The following is a 13,872-nucleotide window of genomic DNA, read 5'->3' as shown; positions in this document are numbered from 1 at the left end:
GAACGCCCCGAACGCTCAGTGCCGGGGGCCTCCTGCCCGGTGCCGGGGGGCAAAGGGAATGAAGACACCCTTCACGCAAAGCAACCGACGCATCCTGATCATCGACGACACACCGGCGATCCACGATGACTTTCGCAAGATCCTCGCCCCACGCGCTCAGGACGAAGTCGAGTTGCAGCAACTGGAGCAAACGCTGTTCGGCGATGCGCAAACGCCGCATCTGACCTTTCAGCTCGATTCGGCCTATCAAGGCCAGGACGCCCTCGACCTGGTCAAGCACGCACTGGCCGCAGGCAGCCCCTATGCGCTGGCCTTCATTGATATGCGCATGCCGCCCGGCTGGGATGGCCTGGAAACCATCGAGCAACTGTGGCGGGTCGATCCGAACCTGCAGATCGCCTTGTGCACGGCCTACAGCGATTACAGCTGGGAAGCCATGGCCGAGCGGCTGGAATTCGGCGATCAATTGCTGATCCTGAAAAAGCCCTTCGACAGCCTCGAAATCCGCCAGATGGCCAATGCCCTGACCTGGAAGTGGCAGCTCGCTCAGGACGCGGCATTGAAGATGCTCAGCCTTGAACACACGATCGAGGCACGGGTTCAGGAACTGCTCAAGGTTTCGCACCTGTTGCAATACGACTCGCTCACCGGGCTGCCCAACAGCACCCTGCTTGGCGATCGTTTGACCCAGGCGTTGGCAAATTGCCGACGGCACGACAAGCAGCTGGTGGTGATGTTTCTCGGCCTCGATCGCTTCAAGCGCATCAACAATGCACTGGGGCATCCGGCCGGCGACGAAATGCTCAAGCGCACCGGCCAGCAACTGTCCGCCTGCGTACGCGATTCAGACTCGGTGTTTCGTTACGGCGCCGACGAATTCGTGGTGGTGCTCGGCGACATCAACCACCCGCAGCAGACCCATGGCATCGCCGAGAAACTGCTCGCGGCCATTCGCCAACCGCAGACGATCGCTGGCCACGAGATCAGCGTGACTGCCAGTTTGGGCATGAGCCTGTATCCCGAGGATGGGCTGGAGGCCATCGAACTGATCAAGAAAGCTGAAACGGCGATGCACAACGTCAAGGAACAGAGTCCCGGTACCAGCGCTTTTTTCATCGAAGCCATGAACCAGCGCGCGCGTGAACAGCACAGTATCGAATCAGGCCTGCGCCGCGCCCTGCAGCAGCACGAATTTGTCCTCCACTACCAACCGAAAATCGATTTGCGCAGCGCCGCCGTGGTCGGTGCCGAGGCCTTGGTGCGCTGGCAGAAGCCGGGGCAAGCGCTGATCTATCCGGGCGATTTCATCGCCGTGGCCGAGGACAGCGGGCTGATCGCGCCATTGACTCAGTGGGTGCTCGCCGAAGCCTGCCGTCAGGCGCGTGAATGGCAACTGGCGGGGCTGCAGCCGATCAGCCTGTCGGTGAATATTTCGCCGATCGATTTTCGTCAGCATGATTTCGTGGAAAGCGTCGGGCGCGTGCTTGAGCAGTCCGGGCTGGCCGCGCAGGTCCTCGAACTGGAAATAACCGAAGGGGTATTGATGCAGAACGTCGAAGCGACGATGACCGCGCTCAATCGCTTGAAGGCGCTGGGCGTGCGGCTGGCCATCGATGATTTCGGCACCGGCTACTCGAGCCTGAGTTACCTGCGCCGGTTTCCCATCGATGTGCTGAAGATCGATCAGTCATTCATCCGCAGCCTGAGCAGCGACAGCAATGATGCCGCCCTCGTCGACGCGATCATCAGCCTGGGCAGGAGTCTGGGGCTCACGGTCATCGCCGAAGGCATCGAGACCGCCGGGCAACTGGCGTTTCTCAAGGATCACCAGTGCGAAGAAGGCCAGGGTTATTACTTCAGTCAGGCGCTGCCGGCAGCGGCGTTCGCCCAATGGCTCGCTCAGGGAAAAAACGCGCCATGGAGCCACTGAGCCGTCTCTTGAAAAGCCTCTGGCCCTGCATCGGCGCATTGCTGCTATGCGCATTCGCTGGCGGCGCCAGGGCCGAGCCGCTGGACGAACCGCTCAAGCCGCTGCCTGACGCCATCGCGCAGAATCCGCAGCGCGTTGCCCTTGGGCGCCAGTTGTTTCACGACCCCAGGTTATCGCGCAACAACAGCCTGTCCTGCGCCAGTTGCCACCAACTGGAAAAGAACGGTGCCGACAATCGCGCGTTGTCGTTGGGGTTCGACGGCAAGCCGGTAGCGGTCAATACGCCCACGGTGTTCAACGCCAGCCTCAATTTTCGGCAGTTCTGGGACGGCCGCGTCGAGACGCTCGAAGAGCAGACTGACGTGGTCATCACCAGTCCGCATGAAATGGGCAGTGACTGGGCCACCGTTGTGAAACGTATCGACGAGGACGCTGATTATCGTCGCAAGTTTGCCGCGATCTACCCGGACGGAGTCACCAAAACCAATATCCAGCGAGCGCTGGCGGCCTTCGAACGCACCTTGTTGACCCCCGGTTCGCGCTTCGACCAGTACCTGCTGGGTGACACCGCCGCCATCAGCTACGAAGAAAAACAAGGCTATCAGCGCTTCAAGGAATACGGCTGCATTGCCTGCCATCAAGGGGTCAACATCGGCGGCAACATGTTCCAGAAATTCGGTGTGTTCGGCGACTACATTGCCGATCGCGGCCACGCAACCGAGGCCGATCAGGGGCGTTTCAATGTCACCGGCGACGAGGCTGATCGTTCAGTGTTCAAGGTGCCCAGCCTGCGCAATGTCGCCTTGACCGCGCCGTACTTTCACGACGGCTCGGCGGCGACCCTCGAACAGGCGGTGGACATCATGTTCCAGTATCAATTGGGACGCATGCCGAGCGCCGAAGACAAAAGCCTGATCGTGCTGTTTCTCAAGACCCTGAGCGGCCAATGGGAGGGCAAGCCATGATGAATGTTTCGCGGCGCCGCAGCCTTCTGATGCTGACGCTGATCGCCTCGGTGCTGGCCTCGATATTGCTGTTTCTGTACATCAAATCCAGTTCAGACCAGACCATGGCATATACCGAATCACGGGATCTGATCCGGCAGATCAAACAGCAGGATTCGCTGTGGGAAAACGAGATCCTCAAGGCCAGGGTAGCGATTTCTCACAACTACGACCCACTGGTCTCACCGCTCAATGCCATTAACCAGCTCTGGGAGCGTTTCGACGCTATCGAATCCGGTTTCGGGCGCAACCACGGGGCGCAATGGAATCAGGCGCACAATGATTTTCTGCAGGCCATCAAAGAGAAAACCCGCCTGGTCGAGCAGTTCAAATCGCACAATGCCCTTCTGCGCAACTCGCTGGCGTTCCTGCCGACCGCCGAGGACGATATCCAGCAGCAACTGGCCAACCTGCCTGACTTCGACAAACTGCAGTTGCAGAACATCACTACCGACACCTACGACCTGCTGCTCAGCGCACTGGAATACGCCCAGGTCACCAGTGCCGAGCGCGCCGCAGAAATCGATCTGGGGCTGAACAAACTGGCGGTGAATGCACAGCGGTTGCCGCAGGAATTCCAGGCACCGATCAGGATTCTCAGCAACCATATTGCCCTGATCGGGCGAGAACAACCGGTGGTCAATCAGTTGCTCGAAAGCATCGAAGCGATCCCCGTGGCCGAACGCCTGGACACCATCACCACCCTGCTCGACCGCGACCAGCAGCGCGCCGAGAAAATCGATCGGCAATACCATTTCTACATGCTGCTGTTTTCCGTACTGCTGGTGTTGTCACTGGTGGTTCTGGCCATTCGCCTGATCGGCAGTTTTTCCGAAATCAACCGGGTCAATGCGGCGCTGCAAACCGCCAACGATGTGCTCGAGCAACGGGTCGAGGAGCGCACCCGCGAACTGAAAAGCGCGCAGAGCGAACTGCTCGACGCGGCGCGTCAGGCCGGCATGGCGGAGATTGCAACCAACGTTTTGCACAACGTCGGTAACGTGCTCAACAGCGTCAACATTTCTGCTGACCTGATCGCGCGCAAGTTACGCAACAGCAAGACTCAGGGCGTGGGCAAAGCCATGCAACTGATCAACGAACACCCCGACGATCTCGGCGTATTCCTGCAAGAGGATGCGAAAGGTAAATTGCTCCCCGGCTACCTCAACCAGCTGGTCGGCGCCATCGCTCAGGAACAACAGGAGATGACCGACGAGTTGACGCAAATGAGCAAAAGCGTCGACCACATCAAGGACATCGTCGCCACCCAGCAATCCTATGCCGGCGCCAGCAGCATGACCGAGCCGCTGTTTATCGACGAACTGCTCGAAGACGCCTTGCGCATGAACGCCGGCGCGCTGACCCGCCATCACGTCACGGTGGTCAGGGACTACGGCGACGTGCCGCAAGTGATGGGCGACAAGCACCGGCTGCTGCTGATCCTGGTCAACCTGATCAGTAACGCCAAGTACGCAATGTCGGACCTGAGTAATCGCCCGCGCACCATGACTCTGGCGGTGAAGACCGTCGATGACAGCTTTTTGCAGATCAGCGTCAAGGACGACGGCGAGGGCATTGCCGCCGAGAACATGACGCGAATCTTTGCCCACGGCTTCACCACCCGCAAGGAAGGCCACGGCTTCGGCCTGCACAGCTGCGCCCTGGCCGCCATCGAGATGAACGGCCATCTCAGCGCGCATAGCGACGGCCCGGGCAAAGGCGCGCTGTTTACCTTGCAGATACCGCTGATTACCGTAACGGAGCACGCATGAGCGAACTGTCGAACCGCCGTATTCTGCTGATCGATGACATGCCGTCGATTCATGAAGACTTTCGCAAGATTCTCACCCCCGCGACGGCGCAATCAGCGGAGCTGGACGAGATGGAGGCCGCGCTGTTCGGCGCGCAGACCCGGCCCCAGCGACCGCTGCTGGAGCTGGATTCGGCGTACGGTGGCGAGGAAGGTCTGGGCAAGCTGATCAAGGCCCTGCAGGAACAGCGCCCCTACGCACTGGCCTTTGTCGATATGCGTATGCCTGACGGCTGGGACGGGGCGAAAACCATTGAACACCTCTGGCAGCACGACCCGCAGTTGCAGGTCGTGGTCTGCACGGCCTATTCGGATTATTCCTGGGATGAATTGCTTGACCGTTTGCAGGCACACGACCGGTTACTGATCCTGAAAAAACCCTTCGACAATATCGAAGTGCAGCAGATGGCCAATACCCTGCTGACCAAATGGCAGATGACCGAAAAGGCTTCATTGCAGATGCATCATCTGGAACACCTGGTCGATCAGCGCACCGTGCAGTTCAAGCAGGCCAGCGAAGCCCTGCAACGGGAAATCGACGAGCGCAAGCAACTCGAAGGACAACTGGTGCAGTCGGAAAAACTCGCCTCGTTAGGCCAACTGGCGGCGGGCGTTGCCCACGAAATCAACAACCCGATCGGCTTCATATCTTCCAATCTCGGTTCCCTCGACGGCTACTTCAAGCAGTTGCTGTCGCTGCTCGAGGCCTATCAGGGCTGCGCGCCGAACCTCGACAGCGAATCGGCCGCCAGACTGCAGCGTCTACGTGAAGAGGCAGAGCTGGATTTTCTCCTCGAAGACATTCCGCTGCTGATTCGCGAGTCGAAGGAAGGCATCGGCCGGGTCGGCCAGATCGTCAAAGACCTCAAGGATTTTTCCCGCGTCGATAACAATCAGCAATGGCAGTGGGCCAATTTGCAGCAAGGCATCGAGTCGACTCTGAACATCGTCGCCAGCGAACTCAAATACAAGGCTGACGTGATCAAGGAGTACCAGCCGTTACCGGACATCGAATGCCTGCCGTCGCAGATCAATCAGGTGATCATGAACCTGGTGGTGAACGCGGCTCAGGCCATGGGGCCGGAGCGCGGCACCATCACCTTGCGCACCGGCCTGCAGCAAGACATGGCCTGGGTCGAGGTCGCCGACACCGGATCGGGCATCGCGCCGGACACGCTGCAGAAAATCTTCGATCCGTTCTTCACCACCAAACCGGTCGGTCAAGGCACCGGCCTTGGCCTGTCGCTGTCTTACGGCATCGTCAAAAAACATGGCGGCGACATTCAGGTGCGCAGCGAACCGGGCGTGGGCACGACGTTCCGTGTCGAATTGCCCATGCGCCAGAACCGCCCGGCCGCCTGAGGCAGAATCAGCTCGCTTCCTGAAAATCCAGCTCCGGCGGCTGGCGACGGAAACCGCCAGTGAGGTGTTGTAAAAGCGACCGTTGTCGTTCTCGGCCATGCCGATCACCGGCGATACCCCGTTCGCGCGCTGCCGCCAGCACGGCGCTGACGCTCGGGCCGTCGACCGGTTCGGCGATCTGCGCCACGGTCACGCTGTTCGGGAAGCCCGTCAGGTGGGTTTGCGCAAACACCAGCAATCGCGTGTCAGCCGCGCAGACCGAGATGGCTGCCAAGGCACGTTGCAGGTTGTACGCCGTGTCGTTGTCACGGCCCGCCAGTTGCGGCGAGTTCGACTTTAATGAGTGTTCCTTGTTATCGCACCGGGTGCGGAAAGATTGCCCGGCCTCTGTCTGTGGGCCAGTATGCGCAGCAAGCAACCGGCCAGGGAATTACGCGGCCGGGGTAGCCCGCAAATCCCAGTCCGAGCTGTTTTCGATTTCTTCAGGCACAGAACGCCTGATCTTTAATAATTTTTGCTCTCTGTGGGAGCGAGCTTGCTCGCGAAGAGGCCATCACATCCAACATTCATGTTGGCTGATCCACCGTCTTCGCGAGCAAGCTCGCTCCCACAAGGGATTGCAGCGTTGATTATTTTGAGTCCGAACCCAAGGAAACCGTATGAGCCTGTCACTGCTGAGCCGCTACGCCTTCTTTGCCGTCTGCGTGGTGTTCACCCTCGCCAGCCTGCCCTTTCTCGAACATGACTGGCTGTGGCCGATCACCTCCGTCACCGGCGTGTTGAGCCTGATCGGTCTGTTCGACCTGCTGCAGAGCCCGCACGCGGTGCGGCGCAATTATCCGATTCTGGGCAACATCCGTTATCTGGTCGAAGGCATCCGTCCGGAGATCCGCCAGTACCTGCTCGAATCCGACAGTGACGCCCTGCCCTTCTCGCGCGCGCAGCGTTCGCTGGTGTATTCGCGGGCGAAAAACGAAACCGCCGACAAACCGTTCGGCACGCTGATCGATGTCTACCAATCGGGTTTCGAATTCATCGGCCACTCGATGCGTCCGGCGCCACTGAGCGATCCGAGCGGTTTTCGCGTCACCGTTGGCGGCCCACAGTGCAGCCAGCCGTACTCGGCCTCGGTGTTCAATATCTCGGCGATGAGCTTCGGCTCACTCAGCGCCAACGCGATTCGCGCGCTGAATCAGGGCGCGAAACTCGGCAACTTCGCCCACGACACGGGTGAAGGCAGCATCAGCCCGTATCACCGCGAACACGGCGGCGACCTGACCTGGGAACTGGGCAGCGGTTACTTCGGCTGCCGCACCAGCGACGGCCGCTTCGATCCGGAGCGCTTCGCCGTGCAGGCGCAGAACCCGCAAGTGCGAATGATCGAAATCAAGATGAGCCAAGGCGCCAAACCCGGCCACGGCGGCATCCTGCCCAAGCACAAGGTCACTCGGGAAATCGCTGAAACCCGCGGCATCCTGATGGGCGAAGACTGTGTCTCGCCGTCTCGCCACAGCGCGTTTTCCACGCCGCTGGAAATGATGCATTTCATCCAGCAATTGCGGGAACTGTCCGGCGGCAAACCGGTGGGCTTCAAGTTCTGCCTCGGCCATCCGTGGGAGTTCATGGGCATTGCCAAAGCCATGCTCGAAACCGGGATTCTTCCGGACTTCATCGTCGTCGACGGCAAGGAAGGCGGCACGGGCGCCGCGCCGGTGGAGTTCACCGACCACATCGGCGTGCCGATGCGCGAAGGCCTGCTGTTCGTGCACAACACGCTGGTCGGCCTGAACTTGCGCGACAAGATCAAACTCGGCGCCAGCGGCAAGATTGTCAGCGCCTTCGACATCGCCAGCGTGCTGGCCATCGGTGCCGACTGGGCCAACTCCGCGCGCGGCTTCATGTTCGCTATCGGCTGCATCCAGTCGCAAAGCTGCCACACCAACAAATGCCCGACCGGCGTCGCCACTCAGGACGCGCTGCGCCAACGCGCACTGGTGGTGCCGGACAAGGCCCAGCGGGTATTCAACTTCCACCGCAACACGCTCAAAGCGCTGGCGGAAATGCTCGCCGCCGCAGGGCTTGAGCATCCGTCGCAACTGTCGGCCAAGCACTTGGTACGACGTATGTCGGCAACCGAGATCAAGCTGTTCTCGCAGTTGCATGTGTTTCTGAAACCGGGGGAATTGCTCACCGGGGAAGTGAACGGCGAGTTTTATTCGCGGATGTGGCAGATGGCACGGGCGGACAGTTTTGAGCCGCAGGAAGTGGTGGCTGCCTGAAACACAGCGGGCGTACAGAAATGTACGCCCGCTTTACGACTGACTATCGATTCAAGAAGCCGAGCGCACCGAGCCCTGCGCTACCTCGGTCGGTTGCAACTTGAACACGTAAAACAACACCGTCAGCAGTACCAGAAACGCCGGCCCCACATACAGCGCCACGCGCGTATCCGGGAAGTACGCCATCAGGCCGACCACCAGCAGCAGGAACGCCAGGGCGAAGTACGAGCTGACCGGGTACAGCCACATCCGGTATTTGAGGCCGGCACGTTCGCTGGCGCTCAGGCCTTTGCGGAATTTCAGCTGGGCCAGCAGGATCATTACCCAGGTCCAGATCGCACCGAAGGTGGCAATCGAGGTGACCCAGACGAAGACTTTTTCCGGCACCAGATAGTTGAGCAGCACGCCCAGCAGCAAGGCGGCAATCGACAGCAGCAAGGCGCGGCGTGGTACGCCATTGTTCGAGGTTTTGGCGAAACCGGCCGGGGCCTGGCCGTTCTGCGCCAGGCTGTAGAGCATGCGTCCGGTGCTGAAGATGCCACCGTTGCATGACGACAGCGCGGCGGTGATCACCACGAAGTTGATGATACCGGCAGCGGTCTTGATGCCCAGACGCTCGAAAGTCATCACGAATGGGCTGCCCTGGGTACCGATTTCATTCCACGGATAGATCGACAGGATCACGAACAACGCGCCGACGTAGAACAGCAGAATCCGCCAGAACACCGAGCCGATCGCGTCGGGAATGGTTTTTTGCGGGTTCTTCGCTTCACCGGCGGTGAGGCCGATCATCTCGACACCGAGGTAGGCGAACATGACCATCTGCAGGGACATCAGCACACCGGTCACGCCGTTGGGCATGAAACCGCCGTGCGCCCACAGGTTGGAAATCCCCAGCGCCACGCCATCGTTGCCGAAGCCGAACGCGATGATGCCGATACCGCCGATGACCATTGCGATGATCGTGACGATCTTGATCAGAGCGAACCAGAATTCGAACTCGCCGAAAGCCTTGACTGCAATCAGGTTGATCGAGCCCATGCTGATCAGCGCGGCAAGCGCCCAGATCCAGCGCGGCACATCGGGGAACCAGATGCCCATGTACACCGCCACCGCGGTGATTTCCGCCACGCAGGTCACCAGCCACAGGAACCAGTAGTTCCAGCCAGTGAGGAAACCGGCCAGCGGGCCGAGATAGTCCTGCGCGTAGCGGCTGAACGAGCCGGCCACCGGGTTATGCACCGCCATCTCGCCGAGGGCGCGCATGATTACCAGAATCGCCAGACCGCCAAGAATGTAGGAGAGCATGATCGCCGGGCCGGCCATTTCGATGGCTTTGGCCGAACCGAGGAACAGACCGACGCCGATACAGGCGCCGAGCGCCATCAGGCGGATATGCCGTTCGCCGAGTTCACGTTTGAGCGGACCGCCCTGAGCGGTGTCGCCGTGCGGCAGAGGATTGCCAACTGGCATAGGGGTACAACCTCGTCTTGTTATTGGATATGACCACCGGGTTTCGAAGCGTTGGCCGATAGGCCTTGGCTGGGCAGGAAACCGCGTCGGCTTCGTGGGCAGACGCGTCTTGCAGGGCAACCCTGAAAGATCAGCGGGACGTCAGTATAAAAACCTTGTTGCAGGTCTTTTCACTCTATAAACCACAAGATTCAGCGGGAGTTGTCGCGAATCTGCCAACAGACCGAGTTGATCAACTGGCAAAGGTAGGAAAACCCGCCACCAAAAAAGGCGGCGAGTATTGCACAAGGACGGTGCAGCGTCACATCAACCGGCCACCGCACCGGGGATGGTCGTAACCGGTCGGGTCACCACTTTCGCCACTTTTGCAGTGGAGCAAAGCGCGACGAGTGTATCGGGCCGCGTTCCCCATGCGGGTTTCACCGATGAATGCCGGGCTATGGTTGCAGCGCCCTGGCTGGACTGGAAATGAAGTTTCCAGGCAAGTGCCGTGCGGTCATATTTCATGAATGCGAACCCTGTGAGGATGGCATCGGCCTGGCCTTTGTCATTGACCCGCAAGCCATAATCGTGAAACTCCATGGACAGGCTCTGGCCCCAGCCATGGTCCGCTCTGGCAAGACCGTTGTACTGAGCCAGTTCCTTTGCCCCTTCGACGTGCCTGACCCGCAGCCGATTGGCGTCCATCTGATCGGCAACCAACGCGCAACCGCCGAAGTCAGCCGTGAACAGGTGGTCGGGTTCACCCCATGCCGGATGAATCGGTATATCCACATAGCCGCCCTGCGGCGCCCAGTAGCCCAGCACTGCATTCGCCTGCTCAGGGAGTTTGTCGACTTTTGGGTCGTGGATTCTCAAGGCGTTGATCTCAGCCCCGAGCGAATCCGCAGGCTTGATGCGCTCCATGACAAAAATGAAATTCGCCCCTCCCTCCTTCCTTTGAATTTGCGCGGCAATCTCGGCGCTGTACCTGACTTTTGTTGATTGCATCAATCCTGTTGTCACCGATACCCGGTTCAGTTCTGTCGTCGACAGTGCTTGATGAATGCTGGTGCGCTGGAACGTATAGGGCACTTGCGATATCTCGCCCCAATCGCCGGCAAGGTGTGCCGTTTGGCGGCTGTTGACGGTTTCTATGACGGGGTCCCACAAGCCGTTGGGTAGACGTTCACGGGTGAATGCCGATTCGAGGCTCAGTGGATTGGTCGAGGTGTGGACGATTCGGCTGGCGACATCAGCCGTTTCATCGACAATCGCGGCGGCGGGATAATTCGCCACAGTCGACGGTAGATTGCCGCCACGCAGTGACAAGGGTTGCCATTGATCCGGAGCAACTTGCCGAAGCCTGCTTCCGTAAGTTCGGTTAGTCACACGATCAACAATAATCACGTCGGTGAGGTCGTCGCTCAGTGTGAAATCATTTCTGATTCTGAATATGGCCTCTTTGCCGGCCGCATCAATGTTGCGGATGTAAAAACGCTCTCCGTCTGCACTTCGATAAATCCCATGGGCATTGGCCTCAAGCCCGGCAATGCTCGACGATTTAACGGCGAGACTGCCCATGACGTCGTTGGCGAAACCTCCTGTCCCGGTGGGCCGAAAGTCGCCCGGGATGCCATATAACCGACGTGTCTCGCTGTTGTATCGATACCATTTGCCGTCCTTCAGCACCCCTACCCCGGTAAAACTCTGTTCACCGACTTTGAAGCTACCGATTGCGGCAGGGCCATACTCTTTGCTCAAGCCAATCAACAGGTCATAAGCGGGCGCCGCGCCGCGCAGTCTGTTGAATTGCCGCAGACCCGTTACACCCAGGTGTTTGATGCCTTTACCCAGCAATTGCCCTCCTGCCACCACTGCACTGAGCGGATTGAGTTCGCTGATCACCAGCATGCCGATAATCTTCGCGGCCTTGAGCGCCTTGCTGATAACCGATGCGGTCCTGGCCACCACTTGCGTCAACTTCGCCGCAGCGCTCACGCCGGCTGTGACAAAACCCAGGACGTCGAGAAACAGATCGATGGCACCGTCTGCGTATTTACCGTCGATGAAATGGCTGATCGCCGATTTGAAAGGGATCAGATTGAGGAGAAAATCCAGACGGGATTCCAGTACCGCGATTTCATTGTCATAGGTCGTCTGGCCTCTGGCGGCTTGCAGGATATCGTCGCTGTCGTATTCGAGATGCTCGACGAAAACATCGGCGATCGCCGCCGTCCTTTCACTGCAATAGCTGACAGGCACCGCTACCGTCGTTGCCTGCAAAGGACTGTGCTCAAATTTTGCCGCGAGCGATTCGTCAGCGACAGTAAAAGGCGTAGTGGCATATACGATGCTCGGCACGTGGAGGTCGTACCGATCGGTTTCTGTAGCCGGGTCGGTCTCTTTTTTGCTAATCGAACCGGCGGCCAGATCAATGTGATAAACCGTAACTTTCTTGTCGTCACCTCGCTCGACTCTCAGTGTTAATCCGGTGCTGGTGAAACGAAGATGTCTGCCCCAGAACTGAATACTCAATCTGAACGTCTTGTGCTGATAAAAAGTGATCTTGCCGTATTCGAGATTTTCCCTGTCTTGCAGCGGCAACTCGGATATCAGATGTTTGATATTGAGTCTGGCGCCTTGCTTGAGGTTCTTGAGGGTGGTCTCGAACTGACTGCTGAAGTTCCTCCATACACGCAGGTCCAGTTCGTTGATCTCATGAATACGGTACTTCAACAGCGAATCACTGGTTTTCCACTGCCATGATCCGTCCATCATTGCTACGTCCAGCAGCGAATACAGGCCAACCGGCCCAAAGGTTGTTGCTGGCAGAGGCGCGAGCTGAGCCAGTGCTTTCGCGGAACTGTCCCACTCAAGGACCCGTTTCTCAATCGGGTAGTCTTCGCCAAACTGTTTTTTAAGCCCGGCCACCGCAATATCTTTACGACTGGGAAAGGTGCTTTGCAGGAGGATGGGCGAGTTCAGTCGATCGACCAACCGAGCATTGAACTCGGCTTTCAGTACGTCGAGTTGCGCATCGGTACAGGTTTCGTCCCCTTGCCTTGCCACCAAGCCATGGACCACGCCCCAATCGATAAGCACCAGTGTCTGTGCGTGACGGGTGACGGCCGGATCAGCCGCGACAGCGGCACTTTGCGCCTCGAGCATGACTTGCGCAAAAGTCATGCTGGCAACTTTGCCCGGCGTTTGCGCGTCGATGATCAATGCCGCAACGGCCAGATTGAACCATGCCGGCCCGCCATATCGGACATCGTCAGGAATGTTCTGGACAAGGAACACCGGTGTATTTTTGGCCAACAGTGCATAGGCAGCCAATCCCGCCACTTCGGGTGTGCTGATAAATCCTTTGGTCAAGTGTTCACACAGTTGGCCGAACATGGCCGAAATCGGCATTCCCCAATGTTGCCGATCGGCAATATCGAAACCCGCGAACCGGTTGCGCGCAGGGTTATCAATGGACCGGGGATCCAGACTGAGTTGCAGCGCTGCCAGAGCATATTCATTAATGCTGACATCAGTGGCAAACCCCTTGAGTTGTGTTTGCACCGCCAGCCCCAAAGCCTGTCCTTCAGCGCTGGCAACCAGTGCATTCAGGGCCTGGGCCGGGTCCGCCAGTATTTCCACCGGCAGCTTGCGGGCAGAGTGCAGATAATCCAGCAGTTGTAGCCCTGGCGCCCATTTATTACCTCGACCTGCCTTGAACACTTTGATTGAATTCAATACGTCTGATCGCTGTTTCAAGCTCAACGGTATGGGCCAGGACAGAGCACCGCCAAAATCGCCCAGTACGTGTGGTGTAACAGCAAGTTCCACGCCATCTGAAACTGTCTCTTCCGAGCCCTTGGAAGATGAAGAAATAGCACCGGGCATAAAACGATTTACTTGCATTGCAGAGTCTTCCTTGTTTAATTAACAAGTAAAGTAAACCCCACAATTCCCTCATTAAAAATCAATCAAGCGTAACCAGCTGTATGTATTACCGAATGAAATCAATACTTGCTTACAGCCCAC

General features: G+C 58.6%; 7 protein-coding genes and 1 pseudogene. 5 read left to right on the top strand and 3 right to left on the bottom strand.

Annotation, left to right across the window (positions count from 1 at the left end; genetic code table 11):
• Positions 1 to 58 precede the first annotated feature (58 nt).
• The 4 genes from V6F91_RS16705 to V6F91_RS16690 are packed head-to-tail and all read left to right on the top strand — an operon-like array spanning position 59 to position 6,106.
• On the top strand, positions 59 to 1,930 hold the full coding sequence (locus V6F91_RS16705) for a putative bifunctional diguanylate cyclase/phosphodiesterase (protein ID WP_332766263.1): 1,872 nt from the start codon (positions 59 to 61) through the stop codon (positions 1,928 to 1,930).
• Positions 1,918 to 2,895, top strand: coding sequence for a cytochrome-c peroxidase (locus tag V6F91_RS16700; protein ID WP_332766261.1), 978 nt, complete (start codon positions 1,918 to 1,920; stop codon positions 2,893 to 2,895). The genes V6F91_RS16705 and V6F91_RS16700 overlap by 13 nt, the downstream gene beginning before the upstream one ends.
• Positions 2,895 to 4,706, top strand: a complete 1,812-nt coding sequence (locus tag V6F91_RS16695; protein ID WP_332766738.1) for a DAHL domain-containing protein — start codon at positions 2,895 to 2,897, stop codon at positions 4,704 to 4,706. The genes V6F91_RS16700 and V6F91_RS16695 overlap by 1 nt, the downstream gene beginning before the upstream one ends.
• The gene (locus V6F91_RS16690) at positions 4,703 to 6,106 is read left to right on the top strand and encodes an ATP-binding protein (RefSeq protein WP_332766259.1); all 1,404 of its coding nucleotides are present in this window, start codon (positions 4,703 to 4,705) and stop codon (positions 6,104 to 6,106) included. Before V6F91_RS16695 ends, V6F91_RS16690 begins: the two co-directional genes overlap by 4 nt.
• Positions 6,107 to 6,154: 48 nt before the next feature.
• Here the strand turns inward: V6F91_RS16690 and V6F91_RS16685 are convergent.
• Positions 6,155 to 6,425 (bottom strand): annotated as a pseudogene (locus tag V6F91_RS16685) (nitrilase-related carbon-nitrogen hydrolase); the annotation flags it as partial.
• A gap of 340 nt (positions 6,426 to 6,765) precedes the next feature.
• Here V6F91_RS16685 and V6F91_RS16680 point away from each other — a divergent pair.
• Entirely contained in the window at positions 6,766 to 8,385 is a 1,620-nt protein-coding gene (locus V6F91_RS16680) for an FMN-binding glutamate synthase family protein (protein WP_332766257.1), read from the top strand.
• Between the two features lie 51 nt (positions 8,386 to 8,436).
• On the opposite strand, the gene V6F91_RS16675 is transcribed toward V6F91_RS16680, so the two are convergent.
• Positions 8,437 to 9,858: an amino acid permease gene (locus V6F91_RS16675; RefSeq protein WP_332766255.1), complete on the bottom strand. Its 1,422-nt coding sequence runs from the start codon at positions 9,856 to 9,858 to the stop codon at positions 8,437 to 8,439.
• 306 nt (positions 9,859 to 10,164) lie between these two features.
• On the bottom strand, positions 10,165 to 13,749 hold the full coding sequence (locus V6F91_RS16670; protein WP_332766253.1) for a hypothetical protein: 3,585 nt from the start codon (positions 13,747 to 13,749) through the stop codon (positions 10,165 to 10,167).
• Between the last annotated feature and the right edge of the window lie 123 nt (positions 13,750 to 13,872).

This window comes from Pseudomonas koreensis (assembly GCF_036668835.1).
GTDB lineage: Bacteria > Pseudomonadota > Gammaproteobacteria > Pseudomonadales > Pseudomonadaceae > Aquipseudomonas > Aquipseudomonas koreensis_I.
Note: the sequence above shows the minus strand (reverse complement) of the source record. Positions and strands in the feature narration are given on the sequence as shown.